The sequence below is a fragment of the Pseudoxanthomonas beigongshangi genome, from assembly GCF_016820515.1.
Classification (GTDB): domain Bacteria; phylum Pseudomonadota; class Gammaproteobacteria; order Xanthomonadales; family Xanthomonadaceae; genus Pseudoxanthomonas_A; species Pseudoxanthomonas_A beigongshangi.
The window spans coordinates 196,463-216,349 of the sequence record NZ_JADHDV010000002.1; the positions used below are offsets into that span (position 1 = coordinate 196,463).

Consider the following 19,887-nt stretch of genomic DNA (forward strand, 5'->3'; position numbering starts at 1 on the left):
CCGGTCTGAAGATCCGGCCATATCACGCCACCGCGGTGGAGCGGCTCAGCCGCCTCCGCCGCCCGGTTTGCCGTGGATGCCGCCCTTGGCGAGCACGGCCGGATCCAGCAACGGCTTCAGCACTTTCTCCGGCAGGCCGGTGACCTCGCGCGCCACGTCGAGCACCGCGCGATTCTCCTTGTAGGCCTGCTTGGCAATGGCCGCGCCCTTCTCGTAGCCGATCACCGGGTTCAGCGCGGTCACCAGGATCGGATTGCGATCCAGTGCCCGCCTGACGTTGTCCTCACGCACCGTGAGTCCGTCGATGGCGGTGTCGGCGAGCAGGCGCGACACATTCGCCAGCAACTGGATCGAATCCAGCAGGTTGGCCGCGATCAGCGGCAGGGTCACGTTGAGCTGGAAGTTGCCGGTCTGCCCGGCCACCGTGATCGCGGTGTGGTGGCCCATCACCTGCGCGCACACCATCACGGTCGCTTCCGGAATCACCGGATTGACCTTGCCCGGCATGATCGAGCTGCCCGGCTGCAGGGCCGGCAGTTCGATCTCGCCCAGGCCGGCCAGCGGCCCGGCGTTCATCCAGCGCAGATCGTTGGCGATCTTGGTCAGCGCCACGGCCAGTGCGTTGAGTTGGCCGGACAGTTCGACCGCGTCGTCCTGCGCCGCCAGCCCTTCGAACTTGTTGCCGGCGCTCTCGAACCGCGCGCCGGTCTGCTTCGACAGCGCCTTCGCGACCCGCGCGCCGAAACGCGGATCGGCGTTGATGCCGGTGCCGATCGCGGTGCCGCCCAGCGGCAGCCGGCGCAGCCGCTTGAGGCTGTCGGCGATGCGCTCCTCGGCCGAGGCCAATTGCGCCGACCAGGCCGAGAACTCCTGGGCAAAGGTCAGCGGCATCGCGTCCATCAGATGGGTGCGGCCGGTCTTGACGATCCTGCCGAGCGCCTTGCCACGTCGATCGATGGTCCGGCGCAGGTGTTTCACCGCCGGCAGCAGGTCTTCCAGCACGGCCAGTTGCGCGGAGACGCGGATGGCGGTGGGAATGACGTCGTTGGAACTCTGGCCCAGGTTGACGTGATCATTCGGATGCACACCCTTGCGCCCGGCCTTGCCGGAACGGTTGGCAAGCGCGGCAATGACCTCGTTGCCATTCATGTTCGACGAGGTGCCCGAACCGGTCTGGTAGATGTCGATCGGGAAGTGCGCGTCGTGCTCGCCGGCGGCCACTTCCAGCGCGGCGGCACGGATGGCCCGCGCGGTGACCTGCGGCAACAGGTCCAGGCCGGCGTTGACCTCGGCGGCGGCGGCCTTGATCAGCCCCAGCGCGCGGATGAAGCCGCGCGGCATCGGCCGGCCTGAAATCGGGAAGTTCTGCACCGCGCGCTGGGTCTGCGCGCCCCAGAGGGCGTCGGCGGGCACCCGCAGCTCGCCCATGCTGTCCCGTTCCACCCGGGTCCGTTCGTCGCGGGCCGCACCCGCCTTGGTTTTCCTGCTCATCAGCGCCTCCTGTGGGGATGGTCTACGGCTGGCGCCGGGTGGTGGAACCGGCTGCTTGCGAGGGCCGCCAGCATACGCCAGGCCGGCCGGAGGCCGTCTCGCGGTAAACTAGAACGCTCCTTTTCAGCCCCACGCCCCCATGTCGGAATCCGCCCTGCTCGCCCTGTCCCCGCTCGATGGCCGCTACGCCGGCAAGGTCGACGCCCTGCGTCCCATCTTTTCCGAGTACGGGCTGATCCGGGCTCGGATCAAGGTGGAGGTCGAATGGCTGCTGGCGCTGGCCGCCGAGCCCGGCATCGTCGAACTGCCGGCCTTCTCCGACGCGGCGGCCATCCGCCTGCGCGCGCTGGCCGACGGTTTTTCGGTCGCCGACGCCGCCCGGGTCAAGGAGATCGAGCGCACCACCAACCATGACGTCAAGGCGGTGGAGTACTTCATCAAGGAGCGCCTGAAGGACGACGCCGAGCTCGCCCCGGCGCTGGAGTTCGTCCATTTCGCCTGCACCAGCGAGGACATCAACAACCTCAGCTACGGCCTGATGCTGGAACAGGCCCGCCGCGAGGTGCTGCTGCCGTCGCTGGACGCCGTCGCCGCCTCGCTGCGCGCGCTGGCCCACGCCCAGGCCGGCCAGCCGATGCTCTCGCGCACCCACGGCCAGACCGCCTCGCCGACCACCCTGGGCAAGGAAATCGCCAACGTGGTCGCACGCCTGGAACGCCAGCGCCGGCAGATCGCGGCGGTCGAGCTGACCGGCAAGATCAACGGCGCGGTCGGCAACTACAATGCCCACGTCGCCAGCTATCCGGACGTGGACTGGCCGGCGTTCGCGCAGCGTTTCGTCGAGAGCCTGGGCCTGGTCTTCAATCCCTACACCACCCAGATCGAGCCGCACGACAACGTGGCCGAAATCGGCGACGCCGCACGCCGCGCCAACATCATCCTGATCGACCTGGCCCGCGACATCTGGGGCTACATCTCGCTGGGCTACTTCAAGCAGAAGCTCAAGGAAGGCGAAGTCGGCTCCTCGACCATGCCGCACAAGGTCAATCCAATCGACTTCGAGAATGCCGAAGGCAACTTCGGCCTGGCCAACGCGCTGTTCGAGCATTTCAGCGCCAAGCTGCCGATCAGCCGCTGGCAGCGCGACCTCACCGATTCCACCGTGCTGCGCGCGCTCGGCACCGCCTTCGGCCACAGCCAGGTGGCGCTGGACTCGCTGGTCAAGGGCCTGGGCAAGCTGGAAGTGAACCCGCAGCGTCTGGACGCCGACCTCGACGCGGCCTGGGAAGTGCTGGCCGAAGCCGTGCAGACGGTGATGCGCCGCCACGGCCTGCCCAATCCGTACGAACAGCTCAAGGCGCTGACCCGCGGCCAGGGCATCACCGCCGACTCAATGCGCGCCTTCATCGAATCGCTGGAACTGCCCGCCGACGCCAAGCAGCGCCTGCGCGACATGACGCCGGGCAGCTACACCGGACTGGCCGAAACGCTGGCCCGGAAGATCTGAGGCCGCCCGGATCCCGCACGCCGACTCCGCAGGACCGCTCCCATGCAACTGCTGATCAATCTCGACGTGCCGGATCTGGAAGCCGCCGAAGCGCTGTACCGGCAGGCGTTCGGCCTGACCACCGGACGCCGCTTCGGCGACGACGTGGTGGAACTGCTGGGCGCGCAGGTGCCCATCTACCTGATCCGCGCCGCCGCCGATACCGAGGGTGCTCCCGGCTCGCGCCGCCACTACGGCCGCCATTGGACGCCGGTGCACCTGGACGTGGTGGTCGAGGATCTGGACACCGCGCTGGCCACCGCCGTCCAGGCCGGCCTCCAACCCGAAACCTCCATCCGCGAAGCCCGCTGGGGCCGCATCGTGCGCCTGGCCGATCCGTTCGGCCACGGCTGGTGCCTGTTGCAGTTCGTTGGCCGCGGTTACGACGAGATCGCCACATGAAGCCATTTCCGCCGAGGATATCCATCCCGGCCGCCGCGTTCCTGCTGCTGGCCGCCCTGCCCGCCGGCCGGGCCTGGGCGGACGATGCCCCCGCCTGCCCGGCCGAGCCGCGCTGGGACGACCCGGCCAGGCCGCTGCGCCTGCATGGCAATACCTGGTTCGTGGGCACCTGCGGCATCAGCGCGTTGCTGATCACCTCGCCGCAGGGGCATGTCCTCATCGACAGCGGCACCGCCGCGGGCGGGCGCCAGGTGCTGGCCAACATCCGCACGCTCGGATTCCGCCCGGAAGACGTGCGCGCCATCGTGATCTCGCACGAGCATTTCGATCATGTCGGCGGCCTGGCAGATCTGCAGCGCGCCACCGGCGCGCCGGTACTGGCGCGCGAACCGGCCGCCGCCACGCTGCGACGCGGCGCCAATGACCGCAGCGATCCCCAGTTCGGGCAACTCGAATCCTTCACTCCCGTCGCCGACGTACGCACCATCGGCGACGGGGAAACCGTCACCGTCGGCCCGCTGTCGCTGAAATCCATCCCCACGCCGGGCCATACCCCGGGCGCGGCGTCCTGGACCTGGCGCTCCTGCGACGGCGGCGAATGCCGCCAGTTCGTCTATGCCGACAGTCTCTCCGCGTTCTCCACCGACCAGTACCGCTTCGGCGACGAGCAGGCCCATCCCGGTTACGTCGCCGCCTTCCGGCAGGCCCTGGATCGGCTCGCCGCGCTGGACTGCGACATCCTGGTGACGCCGCATCCGTCCGCCAGCCGTCTGTGGTCGCGCGTCGGCCCCGGCGCCAACGAACCGCTCGCGAACACCAACGCCTGCCGCGCCTACGCGCAGTCCGCGCGCGAACGCCTGGACAAGCGCCTGGCCGAAGAAGCCGCCCCCGCTCCCGCAAACTCCCCACGCCCATGATCGAAGTCCACGCCACCGCCAAGCATTTCCTCGGCATGCCCGCCGCGCGTTTCCTCAGCGAGTACTGGCAGAAGAAGCCGCTGCTGATCCGCAACGCGTTCCCGCATTTCCAGTCGCCCATCCAGCCGGACGACCTGGCCGGACTGGCCTGCGAGGAAGGCGCGCTCTCGCGCATCGTCATGCACGATCGCGAACGCGACGCCTGGACCCTGCGCACCGGCCCGTTCCAGGAAGAGGAATTCCCCGGCATGCCGCACCACGACTGGACCCTGCTGGTGCAGGACGTGGACAAGTGGGATCCGGACGTGCGCGCGTTGCTGGCGCATTTCGATTTCCTGCCGCGCTGGCGGCTGGACGACATCATGATCAGCTTCGCCGCCACCGGCGGCTCGGTCGGCGCGCACGTGGACCAGTACGACGTGTTCCTGCTGCAGGCGCAGGGCCAGCGCCGCTGGCAGATCGACGCCGGCGAGAATCCGCCGCTCGGCTTCCGCGACGACGTCGAGCTCAAGCTGCTGCGCGAGTTCACGCCCACCCACGACTGGGTGCTGGATCCGGGCGACATGCTGTACCTGCCGCCGGCCGTGCCCCACCACGGCGTGGCGGTGAATCCGTGCCTGACCATCTCCGTGGGCATGCGCGCGCCCTCCTCGGCCGAACTGATCAGCGACTACCTCGACACCCTGGTCGCCGATGCCGACGACCGCCTGCGCTACCACGACGAGGACCTGGCGCCGCCGCGCGATCCCAACGAAATCGACGCCGCGGCGATGGCCCGCGTGGTCGAAGCGCTGAACGCGCTGCGGATGAACGATCCGGATCGCCTGGGCGACTGGTTCGGCCGTTTCATCACCACCTACCGTGCCGCCGGCGATGTCGCGCCCGCGCCGGAACAGCGCTCGCGGATCGAAATCGAATGGGATCTCGAACACGGCGCACGGCTGTACCGCCATCCGTTCTCGCGGCTGGCCTGGCGGCGCGCGCGCAAGGGCGCGACCCTGTTCTGTTCGGGCCACGACTACCCGATGCCGGTGGCGGACGCGCGCACCCTGGCCGCGGCGGAGACGCTTGACGGCCACGGCTACGCCGGCCTGTCGGCCACCGGTCGCGACGCGGTGATGGCGCTGCTCGCCCAGGGTCACTACCAACTGGTGCTGGCCGGGGAAGAGGATTGAACACCGCCGGCTTCCGGGTCGAGCCGGTCGAGTACGCCCTGCAGCGGGACGATCTGCTGCGGGTGCGCGAGATTGTGTTCGTACAGGAACAACGGGTGCCGCTGGAAGAGGAACGCGACGCCATGGATCCGCTCTGCCGGCACGTACTGGCGCGCGATGACGCCGGCCGGCCCATCGGCACCGGGCGGCTGACCCCGGAACACCGGATCGGCCGGATGGCGGTCCTGCGGGAATGGCGCGGGCGCGGCGTCGGCGACGCCCTGCTGGCCGCACTGCTGGCCGAGGCCCGCAAGCGCCGCCTGCCTGAGCTGACCCTCAACGCCCAGGTCAGTGCCGAAGCCTTCTACGCCCGGCACGGGTTCGTACCCTACGGTCCACGGTTCCACGAGGCCGGGATCGAGCACCAGGCCATGCGCCGGCGCCTGGACGGCGCCACCGCCATCGAGGATCTGGCCGGGGCCAGGGCCACCCTGCTGGCCCTGGCCAGCGGCAGCCGGCGCCAGCTGCGGATCTACAGCCGGGACCTGGAGCCGGGCCTGTTCGACGCCCCGGAGGTGCTGGACGCCCTGCGCCGGCTGGCCACCCGCCCCGGCGCGGTGGAAGTCCAGATCCTGCTGCAGGACGCCGGCACTCCCCAGCGCCGGCAGGCACCGCTGCTGCCGCTGGCCCAGCGCCTGCCCAGCGTGTTCCTGTTCCGCGAAGTGCACGATCCGGTGGACCGCAACTATCCCTCGGCCTATGTCGTCAGCGACGCCGATGGCTACTACTTCCGCCCGCTGGGGCACCGTTTCGACGGCGAAGCGGACCTGGACGCGGCCGGCCACGCGCGCCAGTTGCGCGAGGAATTCGCCCACGTGTGGGAACGCTCACGCCCCTGCACCGAGTATCGCGCGCTGGGACTGTAGCCTTCTCCTCGCGAGGTTGCGGAAATCCGCGGGAATCGCGTCGATTGTGTCCGGTTTGTCATCCGCGTGGCCCAGACTGCGCCTTTAGTCCAATACCTTTATGCCCCGTTCCCGCCTTGCGGGTATAATTTTGGGGTTGTCTTCCGCCCGCGCGGGCCCACATCGAATCCGCCGACCCCGTCCCTCCAAGACCATTCCGACAGCAAGCACCCCATCGCCATCGTGGACAATCTCCTGAAGCAGTTTGCGCAATCCTCGCAACTCAACGGAGGCAATGCCTCCTACGTCGAAGACCTGTACGAGCAATACCTGGTTGACCCGGACAGTGTGGGTCCCAAATGGAAGGCCTACTTCGACGGTTTCAAGGGCCGCGAGGCCGGTGACGTGCCCCACTCGGTGGTCATCGAGCAGATTGCCGCGGCCTCGCGCCAGGCGGCGAACAATGGCCATGTGGCGGCCCCGGCCGGTGGCGACGAGCGCGAGCGCAATGTCGGCCGCCTGATCACCGCCTACCGTTCGCGCGGCCACCTGGGCGCCAACCTGGATCCGCTGGGCCTGAGCCCGCCGATGAATCCGCCGGATCTCGGCCTGGCCTTCCATGACCTGTCCGACAAGGATCTGGACAGCGAATTCAGCACCGGCAACGTGGCCGGCCAGCCGCGCATGAAACTGCGCGACCTGCTGACCCGCCTGAAGGCCGCCTACACCGGCTCGATCGGCGCCGAATTCATGCATATCTCCGAGGTCGAGCAGCGCCAGTGGCTGTACCAGCGGCTGGAAGCGGCCGCCGGCAACTATGGCCTGGACGCGGCGGCCAAGCAGCGCACCCTGGAGCGGCTGACCGCCGCCGAGGGTCTGGAGCGCTACCTGCACACCAAGTACGTCGGCCAGAAGCGCTTCTCGCTGGAAGGTGGCGATTCGCTGATCCCGCTGCTGGATACGCTCATCCACCGCGCCGGTGCCGGCTCGGTCAAGGACATCGTGGTCGGCATGGCCCACCGCGGCCGCCTCAACGTGCTGGTCAACACCCTGGGCAAGAGCCCGCGCAAGCTGTTCGACGAGTTCGAGGGCAAGTTCGAGCACGACAACAGCCTGGCCCATGCCGGCGACGTGAAGTACCACATGGGCTTCTCGGCCGACATCGCCACCCCGGGCGGTCCGGTCCACCTGGCGCTGGCCTTCAACCCCTCGCACCTGGAAATCGTCGATCCGGTCGTGGCCGGCAGCGTGCGTTCGCGCCAGGAGCGCCGCAACGACACCTCCCGCCAGGCGGTGCTGCCAATCATCATGCACGGCGACGCGGCGTTCGCCGGCCAGGGTGTGGTGATGGAACTGTTCCAGATGTCGCAGGCGCGCGGTTTCGCGGTCGGCGGCACCCTGCATGTCGTGATCAACAACCAGATCGGCTTCACCACCAGCGCCCGCGACGACGCCCGCTCCACCCTGTACTGCACCGACGTGGCCAAGATGATCGGCGCACCGGTGCTGCACGTGAACGGCGACGACCCGGAAGCGGTGGTGTTCTGCGCCAACCTGGCCTACGAGTTCCGCCAGCAGTTCAAGAAGGACGTGGTCATCGACCTGGTCTGCTATCGCCGCCATGGCCACAACGAGGCCGACGAGCCGGCGGCGACCCAGCCGCTGATGTACCAGACCATCCGCAAGCACCCGACCACCCGCGAGCTGTACGCGGCCAAGCTGGAAGGCGCCGGCGTGCTCCCCGCCGAAGGCGGCAAGGCGCTGGTCGATCAGTATCGCAACAAGCTGGATTCGGGCGAATACACCACCGAGCTGGCCAAGCAGAAGGGCGACGAACTGGCGATCGACTGGTCGAAGTACGTGTCCGGCAAGCTCAGCGATCCGGTCGACACCAAGGTCAAGCGCAAGGCGCTGGATTCGCTGGCCAAGATCATCAACACCATTCCCTCGGGCGTGTCGCTGCACCCGCGCGTGGCCAAGATCTATGAAGACCGCGCCAAGATGGCCGCCGGCGATCTGCCGGGCGACTGGGGCTTCGCCGAAAACCTGGCGTACGCCACCCTGCTGGCGGAAGGCAACGGCCTGCGCCTGGTCGGCCAGGATGCGGGCCGCGGCACCTTCTTCCATCGCCACGCGATCCTGCACGACCAGAAGACCGACAGCTATTTCCTGCCGTTGCGGCAGCTGGTGGAATCGCCGGAGCAGGCCACGATCATCGATTCGCTGCTCAGCGAAGAAGCGGTGATGGCATTCGAATACGGCTTCTCCACCACCGATCCCAACACCCTGTGCATCTGGGAAGCGCAGTTCGGCGACTTCGCCAACGGCGCGCAGGTGGTGATCGACCAGTTCATCGCCGCCGGCGAGGCCAAGTGGGGGCGCGTCAGCGGTCTGACCCTGCTGCTTCCGCACGGCTACGAAGGCCAGGGTCCGGAGCACAGCTCGGCCCGCCTGGAGCGCTTCCTGCAGTTGTGCGCGCTGGAGAACATGCTGGTCTGCGTGCCGACCACGCCTGCCCAGGCCTACCACATGCTGCGCCGGCAGATGCGCATGACCACCCGCAAGCCGCTGGTGGTGATGACGCCCAAGTCGCTGCTGCGCCACAAGCTGGCCGTCTCCACCCTGGACGAACTGGCCAACGGCGAGTTCCAGCACCTGATCCCGGACAAGGCCGCCGACCCGAAGAAGGTCAAGCGCGTCGTGCTGTGCTCGGGCAAGGTCTACTACGACCTGCTGGAAGACCAGCAGAAGCGTGGCCAGGACGACGTCGCGCTGGTCCGCATCGAACAGCTGTATCCGTTCCCGCGTCCGCAGCTGGCCGCCGAGCTCAAGCGCTTCGGCAAGGCAACCGACGTGGTCTGGTGCCAGGAAGAGCCGCAGAACCAGGGCGCGTGGTACCAGATCCGCCACCATCTCAACGCCTGCCTGGGCGAGAAGCAGAGCCTGCACTACGCCGGCCGCCCGCGCTCGCCCTCGCCCGCCGCCGGTCATTTCGCCGAGCACGTCGAGGAACAGCTGAAGCTGGTCGCCGACGCGCTGGTCAACAAGTTCGAAAACGACGTGGTCGCCGAGTAAGCGGCGCCCGCATTCCATCCTTCAAAGCACGCCACCAAAAAAAACAGGACGCCTCCATCCATGGCCACTGAAGTCAAAGTTCCGGTTCTCCCCGAATCCGTCTCCGACGCCACCATCGCCACCTGGCACAAGAAGGTCGGTGACGCGGTCAAGCGCGATGAGAACCTCCTGGATCTGGAAACCGACAAGGTCGTGCTGGAAGTGCCGTCCCCGGTCGACGGCGTGATCAAGGAAATCAAGTTCAAGGAAGGCGACACCGTGACCAGCCAGCAGTTGCTGGCGATCATCGAGGAAGGCGCGGTCGCCGCCGCGCCGGCTCCGGCCGCCGAGGCCCCCAAGGCCGAAGCACCGAAGGCCGAGGCTCCCGCTGCCGCACCGGCGCCGGCCGCCAAGTCCGCTCCGGCTCCGGCCGCCGCCGGCGTCGAAAGCCTGCCGCCCGGCGCCCGCTTCACCGCCGTCACCCAGGGCATCGATCCGGCGCAGGTGGAAGGCACCGGCCGCCGCGGCGCGGTGACCAAGGAAGACCTGGTCAACTACGCCAGCGGCAAGACCGCCGGCGTGTCCGGCGGCGCACGTCCGGAAGAGCGCGTGCCGATGACCCGCATCCGCGCCCGCATCGCCGAGCGCCTGATGCAGTCCAAGAACTCCATCGCCATGCTGACCTCGTTCAACGAGGTCAACCTGGGCAAGGTCATGGCGATGCGCAAGGAACTGGGCGAATCGTTCGAGAAGGCCAACGGCATCAAGCTGGGCTTCATGAGCTTCTTCGCCAAGGCCGCCGCCAACGCGCTGCAGCGCCATCCGGTGGTCAACGCCTCGGTCGACGGCAACGACATCATCTACCACGGCTACGCCGACATCTCGATCGCCGTGTCCACCGACAAGGGCCTGGTCACGCCGGTGCTGCGCAACGTCGAGCGCCAGAGCTTCGCCGACATCGAAAAGGGCATCGCCGACTACGCCAAGAAGGCGCGTGACGGCAAGCTGGGCCTGGAGGATCTGCAGGGCGGCACCTTCACCATCACCAACGGCGGCACCTTCGGTTCGCTGATGTCCACCCCGATCGTCAACCCGCCGCAGAGCGCCATCCTCGGCATGCACGCGATCAAGGAACGCGCCATCGTCGAGAACGGCCAGGTCGTGGCCGCGCCGATGATGTACATCGCGCTGTCCTACGATCACCGCATCATCGACGGCAAGGACGCGGTGCTGTTCCTGGTCGACATCAAGAACCAGCTGGAAAATCCGCACCGCATGCTGCTGGGCATGTAAGCGCCGGGATTGGGGATTCGTGATTCGGGATTCGCAGGAGCGACAAGCACCTGCTTCCGCTTTCGACGAATCCCCACTCCCCAATCCCGAATCCCATTGAGCGAATGAAATGAGCGAACAATTCGACGTCGTCGTCATCGGTGCCGGTCCCGCCGGCTATCACGCCGCCATCCGCGCCGCGCAGCTGGGCATGAAGGTCGCCTGCATCGATGCCGCGCTGGGCAAGGACGGCAAGCCGGCCCTGGGCGGCACCTGCCTGCGCGTGGGCTGCGTGCCCTCCAAGGCGCTGCTGGACAGCTCGCGCCAGTTCTACAACCTGCAGCACCTGTTCGGCGAGCACGGCATCAGCACCAAGGACGCCAAGATCGACGTCGCCACGATGGTCGGCCGCAAGGACAAGATCGTTAAGCAGTTCACCGGCGGCATCGCGATGCTGTTCAAGGCCAACAAGATCACCCCGTTCTACGGCTTCGGCCAGCTGCAGCCGGGCAACGTGGTCAAGGTCAAGCAGCATGACGGCAGCGAAGTCGAGCTCAAGGGCACCAACGTGATCCTGGCGGCCGGTTCGGATTCCATCGAACTGCCGTTCGCCAAGTTCGACAACGAATACATCGTCGACAACGTCGGCGCGCTCGACTTCACCGCCGTGCCCAAGCGCCTGGCCGTGATCGGCGCCGGCGTGATCGGCCTGGAACTGGGCAGTGTGTGGAAGCGCCTGGGCGCCGAAGTCACCATCCTGGAAGCCCTCCCCGATTTCCTCGCCGTCGCCGATGCCGAAGTGGCCAAGACCGCGGCGCGCGAATTCAAGAAGCAGGGCCTGGATATCCGCCTCGGCGCCAAGGTCAGCAAGACCGAAATCACCGGCAAGGGCAAGACCAAGGAAGTCGTGGTCACCTACACCGATGCCGAAGGCGAGAAGACCCTGACCGTGGACAAGCTGCTGGTGGCCGTGGGCCGCCGCGCCGCCACCAAGGGCGTGCTGGCCGACGGTACCGGCGTGAAGCTCAACGAGCGCGGCCAGATCGAGGTCGACGAGCATTGCCACACCGGCGTCGATGGCGTCTGGGCGATCGGCGACTGCGTGCGTGGCCCGATGCTGGCGCACAAGGGTTTCGAGGAAGGCATCGCGGTGGCCGAACTGATCGCCGGCCTGCCCGGCCACGTCAACTTCGACACCGTGCCGTGGGTCATCTACACCGAACCGGAAATCGCCTGGGTCGGCAAGACCGAGCAGCAGCTCAAGGCCGAAGGCACCCCGTACAAGACCGGCAGCTTCCCGTTCGCCGCGATTGCCCGTGCCGTCGCGATGGGCGAGCCGGCCGGCTTCGTCAAGGTCATCGCCCACGCGGAAACCGATCGCGTGCTGGGCCTGCATCTGGTCGGCGTCGGCGTGTCGGAACTGGTGCACGAAGGTGTGCTGACCATGGAGTTCAACGGCTCGGCCGACGACCTGGCCCGCATCTGCCACGCCCATCCGACCCTGTCCGAGGCCATCCACGACGCCGCCATGGCGGTGGACAAGCGTTCGATCCACAAGGCCAATTGATGAGAGCCGGGATTCGGGGATGGGGATTAGGGATTCGCCGAGCGCATTCCCTCACCTGACCGAATCCCAATGCGGACGCCGGGCATTGCTCGGCGTTTGCTTTTTACGAATCCCCCATCCCGAATCACGAATCCCATGCGCAGTATCTGTGTCTATTGCGGCTCCAACGCCGGCAGCAAGCCCCTCTACGCCGAACGCGCGGTCGCGCTGGGTGATCGCATCGCCCGCGAGGGACTGCAACTGGTCTATGGCGGCGGCAACGTCGGCCTGATGGGCATCGTCGCCGACGCGGTGCTGGCAGGTGGTGGCGAAGTGGTTGGCGTGATTCCGGAGCAACTGGTCAACTGGGAAGTCGCGCACAAGGGCGTGACCCGGCTGGAAGTGGTCGCCAACATGCACGAGCGCAAGAAGCGCATGTTCGACCTGTCCGACGCCTTCGTCGCCCTGCCCGGCGGCTTCGGCACCTTGGACGAGATGTTCGAAATGCTGACCTGGCGCCAGCTCGGCATCGGCGACAAGCCCTGCGCCTTCCTGGACGTCGATGGCTTCTATGCGCCGCTGATGGGCATGATCGACCGCATGGTCGAAGAGCGCTTCCTGCACCCGGATCAGCGCGAGGACCTGTGGCACGGCGAGGACCTCGGCGCGATGTTCGACTGGATGAAGGCCTACCAGCCGGCCCAGGCGTCGAAATGGATGGACGAGAAGCGGCGCAAGTCGCTGCGCTGAGGCGCCCCCCGGGAACGGATTCCCTGCGTCTGCCTTCCGGCCAGCCGACCACGGGGAACGCTCCACATCGGCGTGACATCCCACCTGCCCGGACGCATCTGGCAGCACAAACACGCTCAGGTTGACGGCTTCACCCGCCGCTGCCGGGTCCATACTTTGGTCTGGTACGAAGTCCACGGCACGATGGAATCTGCCATCCTGCGCGAAAAGGCATTGAAGGCCTGGAAGCGGATCTGGAAGATCCAGCTCATCGAGGATGCCAACGCCGGGGGGCGGGATTTGTATCCGGACATCCTCCCATCCACCCGTCCAGATTTCCGGAACCGGAGCGTCCCCACATGACTCTGCCCACCTCGTTCAACGCCTTCCGCATCCACAACGACGATCGCGGCTACCACAGCGGCATCGAATCGATTTCGCTGGACGATCTGAATCCCGGCGAGGTGGTGATCAAGACCGCGTACTCCTCGGTGAACTTCAAGGATGCGCTGGCCGGCACCGGCGAAGGCAAGATCCTGCGGCGGTTCCCGCTGGTCGGCGGCATCGACGTGGCCGGGCACGTGGTGGCCTCCACCGATCCGGCGTTCCATGAGGGCGACGAGGTGCTGGTGACCGGCTGCGGCCTCAGCGAAACCCGCGACGGTGGCTACGGTGAATACGCCCGGCTGGAAGCAAAGTGGGTGATTCCCTTGCCCAAGGGGCTGAGCCTGCGCGAAAGCATGATCCTGGGCACCGCCGGCTTCACCGCCGCGCTGGCCCTGTACCGGATGCGGGACAACCGGCAGACGCCGGATCTGGGACCACTGGCGGTCACCGGCGCGACCGGCGGCGTGGGCACGCTGGCGGTGAACATCTTCAGCCGCGCCGGCTACGAGGTGCACGCCATCAGCGGCAAGCCAGAACACGCGGACTTCCTGAAATCGCTCGGCGCCACCGAGGTACTGGGACGCGATGCGCTGGCCACCCGGCGGCCGATGGAATCGGCGCGTTTCGGTGGAGGACTGGACAACGTGGGCGGAGCGATGCTGGCCAGCCTGCTGGCGCAGACCGCGCCCTACGGCAATGTCGCCAGCGCGGGCCTGGCCGCGACCGCCGAACTGGACATCACGGTCATGCCGTTCATCATCCGGGGCGTATCGCTCGTCGGCGTGGCTTCGGCCGGCACCGCGCGCGCCATCCGGGACGACATCTGGCGGCATTTGGCCGACGACTGGAAACCGGCCCGCCTGGAGGCCATCTGCACCCGCGAAACCACGCTGGAAGGGCTGCCGGATGTGTTCAGGAACATGCTTTCCGGGGGGTCGTTCGGCCGTACCCTGGTCACTTTCTGAGGCCGTCGGGGTCCGCCCGACGGCGTGTCCGGGAACGCCCCCGTTTCTTTCTCCCGGGCCCGCTCCTACAATCGATGCGGGGATAATTTGGGGACACTCGGGGAACTCCATGGCACGCATTCTGATCGTCGACGATTCACCTTCGCAGTTGCTGGGCATCCAGCGCATCGTCGAAAAACTGGGGCACGAGTCCCTCACCGCCGAGGACGGCGCCGCGGGCGTGGAAGTGGCCAAGCGCGAGCTGCCGGACATGGTGCTGATGGACGTGGTGATGCCGAACCTCAACGGGTTCCAGGCCACCCGCACGCTGAGCCGCGAGGCCAGCACCAAGCACATCCCGGTGATCCTGGTGACCACCAAGGACCAGGACACCGACCGCATGTGGGGCCTGCGCCAGGGCGCCAAGGCCTACCTGACCAAGCCGTTCTCCGAGGACGAACTGGCCGAGGTCATCGAGCGCGTGTTCAACGCGCGCGAACTGCCGGAACCGCCCGCGGCCTGATTCGCCCGCATTCAAACGTAATGAAGAAAAGCAGGCCACGGCCTGCTTTTCTTTATTTGGGGGATGCGCGCATCCGTCTCATCTTGTGGGAGCGACGTCAGTCGCGATAGGCGACCGACTGGCAATCCGCGAATCGCGACTGACGTCGCTCCCACAAGAGGTTGCTACGGCTTCTCGCCGAAAGCCCGGGCCAGGTCGCGATAGGCTTCCTGCTGCTCCTCGCTGGTGGCGCGCGGCGCGGTGATTTCCAGTTCGACGATTTGATCGCCCGCCGGATTGCCCGGCAGTCCACGGCCGCGCAGGCGCAGCTTGCGCCCGGCTTCCGAGTCCGGCGGAATCTTCAATTCGACCTCGCCGCCCAGGGTCGGCACGGTCATCGAGGCGCCCAGCGCCGCCTGCCAGGGCGCCACCGGCAGCACATGGATGATGTTGCGGCCATCGACCTCGAATTGCGGGTGCGCGGCGTACTCGATTTCCAGCAGCAGATTGCCGCCGCTGCCGCCCTGCCCGGCCAGGCGGATGACCTGGCCCGGCTTGATGCCCTTGGGCACCTTGACCTCGAGCTGACGGCCATTGACGTTCACCCGCACGCTGCCGCCGTCGTGGACCGCCTGCAACGGCACCGCCAGCTTGGCGCGCGAGTCGCGCGGCGCGTGCGGTCCCCGCGCCTGCGCGCCGTCAGCGCGTCCACGCCGTCCGAAAAGACCCTCGAAGAAGTCGCTGAAGCCACCGCCACCGCCGGTGCTGCCGAAAACCTCGTCGAAGTCGAAATTCTGCCCGCCATAACCGCCCTGGCCGAAATCCGGCGGCGGCCGGAACTCTTCGCCCGGGCGGTAGCCGCGCGCGCGCAACTGGTCATAGGCCGCGCGCTTCTGCGGATCCCGCAGCGCCTCGTAGGCCTCGTTGACCGCCTTGAACTGATCTTCCGCGCCGGCTTCCTTGCTGACGTCGGGATGGTACTTGCGCGCCAGCCGCCGGTACGCCGTCTTGATCTCGGCGTCGCCGGCGGTCGGTTCAACGCCCAGTACCGCGTAGTAATCCTTGAATTGCATCGGGTCTCCATTGGAAAACCGCGCCGGCCGGCCACCGGCTGGACACGGAGGCCCGCGAAGCGGGCGCCACGCGTCAATTCTAGCGGCTGTCGCGCCGCTTGCCGGGCCCGGCGGCCTTCGGCTCCGGACACGAATGCCTGCCCGTGGCCGCCATGGGCCATCACACTCTTTTCAGGCACGTAACGTCCCCATCGACCGGGCGGGCTAAACTCCATTCAGCCTTCCTCACCAGGACCCGACCATGACCATCCAGATTGGCGAACAAATCCCCGAAGTCATCCTCAAGCGCATCCGCGAGGGCGTCGAGACCATCGACACCCGCGCGCTGTTCGAGGGCCGCAAGGCCGTGCTGTTCGCGGTGCCCGGCGCGTTCACCCCGACCTGTTCGGAAAAGCACCTGCCCAGCTTCGTCCAGCACTTCGAGGATTTCCGCAAGCGCGGCATCGAAGTGTTCTGCGTGTCGGTCAACGATCCGTTCGTCATGCAGGCATGGGGCAAGACCCAGCACGTGCCCGACGGCCTGCAGATGCTCGCCGACGGTAACGCCGACCTGGTCAAGGCGCTCGGCCTGGAGATGGACGCCAGCAGCTACGGCATGGGCATTCGCGCGCGCCGCTTCGCGCTCTATGCCGAGGACGGCGTGGTCCGCAACCTCTTCATCGAGGCGCCCGGCGAATACAAGGTGTCCTCGGCCGAACACGTGCTGGCGAACATCGGCTGAGCGGCTCCATGCGTCCGCGGGAGCTGGCGCTGCACGCGCGGTTGGCTGCGCGTGTTTCCGCGCCACGCCTGCAGATGGCGGTCATGGTCGCCATCACCGCGCTCTCCGGCTTCCTGGCCTCGGTGCTCCTTGCCGCAGCCGGCATGGATTCCATGTGGTTGCGCTATCCCGTCTGCGTCGGCTCGCCTATCTGGTGTTCCTGACGCAAATCCGGCTCTGGCGTCGATGGCGTGAAGCAGACGTACCGGGGATCGAGGGTCCGAGCGGCTCATCCAACGGGGAAAGCCATGGCACTCCGGATTGGTCCGGTTCCGGTGGCAGCTCCGGTGGCGCCGGGGCCAGCGCACGGTTCGAGGCTCCCTCGACGACGGGCGCAGGCGGCATGGACGCGGAGGCGGTGGACATGGCCATTCCCGATGCGAGCCTCGATATTGAACATGTCTGGATACTGCCCCTGCTCGGCATCCTGGCCGGCGTGCTGATTGCGCTCGTCTGGGTGGTCTGGAGCTCTCCCATGTTGCTGTCGGAACTTGCTGTCGACGCGGTTCTCTCCACTGGGCTGTACCGCAAGCTGAGACGAACTCCGGCCGAAGATTGGCTTTACACGACGCTGCGCCACACCGGTTGGCCTTTTGTGACCGCGTTGTTGTGTTCCTTTGTCTTGGGCGTGGCCTTGCATGCCATCGCCCCCGGTTCGACGACACTGGGTGAAGTATTCGCCATCAAGCAAAGGTGAAGTTGTACCAGGTGGGCATGACCAGACGACGCTAGTTCAAGATATTGAAATCCACCCGCGTCCATGCGCCGCTGTCGGCCAGCGCCGTCAGCGTGTGCTGGCCCGGTTGCTCGAAGTCGCGCACGAACGGGCGTGCGCCCTGGGTCTCGGCGATCCACTTTCCGTCCAGCAGCCATTGCACGCGGGCTTCGGTGCCGAGCGCGCGCAACTGCAGGCGCACGCCGTGCTCGCTGCCCGGCGCGCGCGCCAGGGTGGCGCGGTCGTTGATGCCATCGATGCGCAGTTCTTCCGCTGCTTCGCGGCCATCGTCCACGCAATCCGGCGACAGTGCCGGCAGGCGCGATTGCGCGCGGGTCTGCGCGCCCAGCCACGGCGAGGCCAGCGCCGGCCAGCGGGCGATGCGTCGGGTCTGCGATGCATGCGGGCGCGCGCATTCGGCGGACAGGCGCAGGCCGGTTGTCGCGTCCACCTCGAACACTTCGGTACCCGCGCTCCAGCGGCGCGCGTCGCGCTCGGCCAGGGTGGGCGGCGTCGCGCCATCGAGCGTCCATGCCTTCATCCGTCGCTGGCACAGTTCCGGCGCGTCGGCTTCCGGCGGCAGGCCCAGCGGCCAGCAGATCTCGGTTTCGGCGACGTTCGCCGGTGGCGGCGAGGCGGCGGCGTCACCGCGCGCGCGCGGCAGGCTGTCGATGATCTCGAACATCAGCGGCAACGCGGTGACCGCGCCGTATTGTCCCGGCAACGGCGTCCCGTCCGGCCTGCCGACCCACACGCCGACGGTATGGCGGCGCGTGCTGCCCAGCGCCCACGCATCGCGGAAGCCGTAGCTGGTGCCGGTCTTCCACGCCACCCGCGGACGCATCGCGGTGTCGAACGCGCCCTGCCCGTAGCCGGGCCGCGGGTGCGATTCCAGGATCTCGCGGATGATCCATGCCGCGCCGGGCGACACCAGCCGGCGGTCCTCGCGCACATCCAGCGGCGTGTAGCGCACCCGCCCCGCCAGGCCGCCGCGGTTGAATGCTGCGAACGCACCGACCAGATCTTCCAGGCGCGCACCGGTACCGCCAAGAATCAGCGCGAGGTTCGGTGATGCGCCGCGCGGATACTTCAAGGCGATGCCGGCATTGGCCAGGCGCGCGGAAAAACGCGCCGGCCCGACCCGGTCCAGCAGATCCACCGCCGGCACGTTGAGCGACAGCCGCAGGGCTTCCGCCGCACCGATCGGACCGTTGAAGGCGGCGTCGAAATTGCCGGGCCGATAACCGCCGAATGACTGCGGCGCATCGACCAGCAGGCTTTCGGAATGGATCAGGCCGTCATCCAGCGCCAGTCCGTACAGGAACGGCTTGAGGGTCGATCCCGGCGAACGCCACGCCTGCACCATGTCGACGTGGCCCAGGCGTTCCTTGTCGCCGAACGTCACCGAACCGACGTAGGCGCGCGCTTCCATGCTGGCGTTGTCGATCACCAGCAGCGCCGCCGAGGTACGTGCCGGCAGTTGCGAGAAGTAGGCCGCCACCCGCTCCTCCAGGGTGCGTTGCAGGTCGGCATCCACGGTCGATTCGATGCGCGCCGCGCGCGGTTGCCGCTGGCGCAGGCGCTCGGCGAGCAACGCCGCCGACAGCGGTGGCTGCAGGGAACGCGCCACCACCGGTTCGATCCGCGCTTCCTCCACCTGCGACGGTGTCCACACGCCCAGCGCCACCATCCGCGCGAGCACCTTGTCGCGCGCCGCGCGCGCGGCATCGGGGTGGCGATCCGGACGCAGGCGGCTGGGCGATTGCGGCAACACCGCCAGCAGTGCGGCCTCGGCCTGTGACAGGCGGGTGGCCGGCTTGCCGAGGTAGGCCCAGCTGGCCGCCTCCACGCCTTCGATGGTGCCGCCGAACGGCGCACGCTCCAGGTACAGCGACAGGATCTCGCGCTTGGACAGGTGCGCTTCCAGTTGCAGCGCGCGCAGCAACTGCTTGAGCTTGCCCCAGGGCGTGCGCGAATGCGGATCCAGGATCCGCGCCACCTGCATGGTCAGGGTCGAGCCGCCGGACACGATCCGTCCACGCCGCAACCATTGCCCGCCCGCCCGCAGCATCGCCCAGGGATTGACGCCGGGATGCTTCCAGAACCAGCGGTCCTCGTAGTTCAGCAGCGCGTCCAGGTACAGCGGCGACACGCTATCCGGCGTGGCCGGATAGCGCCAGACACCGTCACGATCGGCGAACGCGCGCAGCGGCGTGCCGTCGCGCGCGACCACCAGGGTGCTGGTGTCGCGCGCCTTCGGCAGTGGCGGCGGAAACAGCAGGTCCAGCAACAGCAATGACGACAGCACCCCCACCGCGCCCCAGCGCAGCACGGCCGGCCAGCGCATAGCGCGCAAGCGCCGCCAAGCGCGTTGCCAGCGGGACATCCTCGAACCAACCATCAGTCACGTATCACGTCAGTGGCCACATCCGCACCGCACATGGGCGGGCTGCCACCGCATCCACGGTCTCGGCCCTCCTCCCGTCCCGG

General features: G+C 67.7%; 18 protein-coding genes. 15 read left to right on the forward strand and 3 right to left on the reverse strand.

Features of this window, described 5'->3' with window-relative positions; genetic code table 11:
• Positions 1-45 precede the first annotated feature (45 nt).
• On the reverse strand, positions 46-1,491 hold the full coding sequence (locus tag IQ458_RS02425) for a class II fumarate hydratase (RefSeq protein WP_203321789.1): 1,446 nt from the start codon (positions 1,489-1,491) through the stop codon (positions 46-48).
• A gap of 139 nt (positions 1,492-1,630) precedes the next feature.
• On the opposite strand from IQ458_RS02425, the gene purB reads away from it, so the two are divergent.
• From purB to pilH, 12 genes are all read left to right on the forward strand, one after another.
• The gene (purB, locus tag IQ458_RS02430) at positions 1,631-2,998 is read left to right on the forward strand and encodes an adenylosuccinate lyase (protein WP_203321790.1); all 1,368 of its coding nucleotides are present in this window, start codon (positions 1,631-1,633) and stop codon (positions 2,996-2,998) included.
• A gap of 42 nt (positions 2,999-3,040) precedes the next feature.
• Complete coding sequence (locus IQ458_RS02435; protein ID WP_203321791.1) at positions 3,041-3,439, forward strand: VOC family protein; 399 nt, start codon at positions 3,041-3,043, stop codon at positions 3,437-3,439.
• The gene (bla, locus tag IQ458_RS02440; protein WP_203321792.1) at positions 3,436-4,356 is read left to right on the forward strand and encodes a subclass B3 metallo-beta-lactamase; all 921 of its coding nucleotides are present in this window, start codon (positions 3,436-3,438) and stop codon (positions 4,354-4,356) included. Before IQ458_RS02435 ends, bla begins: the two co-directional genes overlap by 4 nt.
• Positions 4,353-5,531 (forward strand): ribosomal protein uL16 3-hydroxylase, encoded by a 1,179-nt coding sequence (locus IQ458_RS02445; RefSeq protein ID WP_183641814.1) that lies wholly within the window; start codon positions 4,353-4,355, stop codon positions 5,529-5,531. The genes bla and IQ458_RS02445 overlap by 4 nt, the downstream gene beginning before the upstream one ends.
• The gene (locus tag IQ458_RS02450) at positions 5,528-6,436 is read left to right on the forward strand and encodes a GNAT family N-acetyltransferase (protein WP_203321793.1); all 909 of its coding nucleotides are present in this window, start codon (positions 5,528-5,530) and stop codon (positions 6,434-6,436) included. Before IQ458_RS02445 ends, IQ458_RS02450 begins: the two co-directional genes overlap by 4 nt.
• 222 nt (positions 6,437-6,658) lie before the next feature.
• Positions 6,659-9,490, forward strand: a complete 2,832-nt coding sequence (locus tag IQ458_RS02455) for a 2-oxoglutarate dehydrogenase E1 component (protein ID WP_203321794.1) — start codon at positions 6,659-6,661, stop codon at positions 9,488-9,490.
• A 60-nt stretch (positions 9,491-9,550) separates the two neighbouring features.
• Entirely contained in the window at positions 9,551-10,762 is a 1,212-nt protein-coding gene (gene sucB / locus IQ458_RS02460; protein WP_203321795.1) for a dihydrolipoyllysine-residue succinyltransferase, read from the forward strand.
• 109 nt (positions 10,763-10,871) lie between these two features.
• Positions 10,872-12,308, forward strand: a complete 1,437-nt coding sequence (lpdA, locus tag IQ458_RS02465) for a dihydrolipoyl dehydrogenase (protein ID WP_183641823.1) — start codon at positions 10,872-10,874, stop codon at positions 12,306-12,308.
• 135 nt (positions 12,309-12,443) lie between these two features.
• Entirely contained in the window at positions 12,444-13,037 is a 594-nt protein-coding gene (locus IQ458_RS02470) for an LOG family protein (protein WP_183641826.1), read from the forward strand.
• A 66-nt stretch (positions 13,038-13,103) separates the two neighbouring features.
• A complete protein-coding gene (locus IQ458_RS02475; protein WP_425504623.1) occupies positions 13,104-13,379 on the forward strand; it encodes a GIY-YIG nuclease family protein in 276 nt (91 codons plus the stop codon).
• Entirely contained in the window at positions 13,376-14,368 is a 993-nt protein-coding gene (locus tag IQ458_RS02480; RefSeq protein WP_203321796.1) for a YhdH/YhfP family quinone oxidoreductase, read from the forward strand. Before IQ458_RS02475 ends, IQ458_RS02480 begins: the two co-directional genes overlap by 4 nt.
• A 109-nt stretch (positions 14,369-14,477) precedes the next feature.
• On the forward strand, positions 14,478-14,870 hold the full coding sequence (gene pilH, locus IQ458_RS02485; protein ID WP_141453090.1) for a twitching motility response regulator PilH: 393 nt from the start codon (positions 14,478-14,480) through the stop codon (positions 14,868-14,870).
• Positions 14,871-15,034: 164 nt separating this feature from the next.
• Here the strand turns inward: pilH and IQ458_RS02490 are convergent, their stop codons facing one another.
• Positions 15,035-15,922, reverse strand: a complete 888-nt coding sequence (locus IQ458_RS02490; protein WP_203321797.1) for a DnaJ C-terminal domain-containing protein — start codon at positions 15,920-15,922, stop codon at positions 15,035-15,037.
• Between the two features lie 241 nt (positions 15,923-16,163).
• On the opposite strand from IQ458_RS02490, the gene IQ458_RS02495 reads away from it, so the two are divergent.
• The 3 genes from IQ458_RS02495 to IQ458_RS02505 all read left to right on the forward strand — a co-directional run bounded on the left by IQ458_RS02495 (position 16,164) and on the right by IQ458_RS02505 (position 17,379).
• Positions 16,164-16,643, forward strand: coding sequence for a peroxiredoxin (locus IQ458_RS02495; RefSeq protein WP_203321798.1), 480 nt, complete (start codon positions 16,164-16,166; stop codon positions 16,641-16,643).
• Between the two features lie 8 nt (positions 16,644-16,651).
• Positions 16,652-16,846: a hypothetical protein gene (locus tag IQ458_RS02500; RefSeq protein ID WP_203321799.1), complete on the forward strand. Its 195-nt coding sequence runs from the start codon at positions 16,652-16,654 to the stop codon at positions 16,844-16,846.
• 200 nt (positions 16,847-17,046) lie between these two features.
• Complete coding sequence (locus IQ458_RS02505; protein WP_203321800.1) at positions 17,047-17,379, forward strand: hypothetical protein; 333 nt, start codon at positions 17,047-17,049, stop codon at positions 17,377-17,379.
• Between the two features lie 31 nt (positions 17,380-17,410).
• Here the strand turns inward: IQ458_RS02505 and pbpC are convergent, their stop codons facing one another.
• Positions 17,411-19,798, reverse strand: coding sequence for a penicillin-binding protein 1C (gene pbpC, locus IQ458_RS02510; RefSeq protein ID WP_203321801.1), 2,388 nt, complete (start codon positions 19,796-19,798; stop codon positions 17,411-17,413).
• Positions 19,799-19,887 lie beyond the last annotated feature (89 nt).

What these genes read in the sequence shown, in the direction of transcription:
- IQ458_RS02505 (WP_203321800.1), top strand. Translation starts at nt 17,047, where the DNA reads ATGGCCATTCCCGATGCGAGCCTCGATATTGAACATGTCTGGATACTG.
- lpdA (WP_183641823.1), top strand. Translation starts at nt 10,872, where the DNA reads ATGAGCGAACAATTCGACGTCGTCGTCATCGGTGCCGGTCCCGCCGGC.
- purB (WP_203321790.1), top strand. Translation starts at nt 1,631, where the DNA reads ATGTCGGAATCCGCCCTGCTCGCCCTGTCCCCGCTCGATGGCCGCTAC.
- sucB (WP_203321795.1), top strand. Translation starts at nt 9,551, where the DNA reads ATGGCCACTGAAGTCAAAGTTCCGGTTCTCCCCGAATCCGTCTCCGAC.
- IQ458_RS02490 (WP_203321797.1), bottom strand. Translation starts at nt 15,922, where the DNA reads ATGCAATTCAAGGATTACTACGCGGTACTGGGCGTTGAACCGACCGCC.
- bla (WP_203321792.1), top strand. Translation starts at nt 3,436, where the DNA reads ATGAAGCCATTTCCGCCGAGGATATCCATCCCGGCCGCCGCGTTCCTG.
- IQ458_RS02425 (WP_203321789.1), bottom strand. Translation starts at nt 1,491, where the DNA reads ATGAGCAGGAAAACCAAGGCGGGTGCGGCCCGCGACGAACGGACCCGG.
- pbpC (WP_203321801.1), bottom strand. Translation starts at nt 19,798, where the DNA reads ATGGTTGGTTCGAGGATGTCCCGCTGGCAACGCGCTTGGCGGCGCTTG.
- pilH (WP_141453090.1), top strand. Translation starts at nt 14,478, where the DNA reads ATGGCACGCATTCTGATCGTCGACGATTCACCTTCGCAGTTGCTGGGC.
- IQ458_RS02435 (WP_203321791.1), top strand. Translation starts at nt 3,041, where the DNA reads ATGCAACTGCTGATCAATCTCGACGTGCCGGATCTGGAAGCCGCCGAA.
- IQ458_RS02480 (WP_203321796.1), top strand. Translation starts at nt 13,376, where the DNA reads ATGACTCTGCCCACCTCGTTCAACGCCTTCCGCATCCACAACGACGAT.
- IQ458_RS02500 (WP_203321799.1), top strand. Translation starts at nt 16,652, where the DNA reads ATGCGTCCGCGGGAGCTGGCGCTGCACGCGCGGTTGGCTGCGCGTGTT.
- IQ458_RS02445 (WP_183641814.1), top strand. Translation starts at nt 4,353, where the DNA reads ATGATCGAAGTCCACGCCACCGCCAAGCATTTCCTCGGCATGCCCGCC.
- IQ458_RS02470 (WP_183641826.1), top strand. Translation starts at nt 12,444, where the DNA reads ATGCGCAGTATCTGTGTCTATTGCGGCTCCAACGCCGGCAGCAAGCCC.
- IQ458_RS02495 (WP_203321798.1), top strand. Translation starts at nt 16,164, where the DNA reads ATGACCATCCAGATTGGCGAACAAATCCCCGAAGTCATCCTCAAGCGC.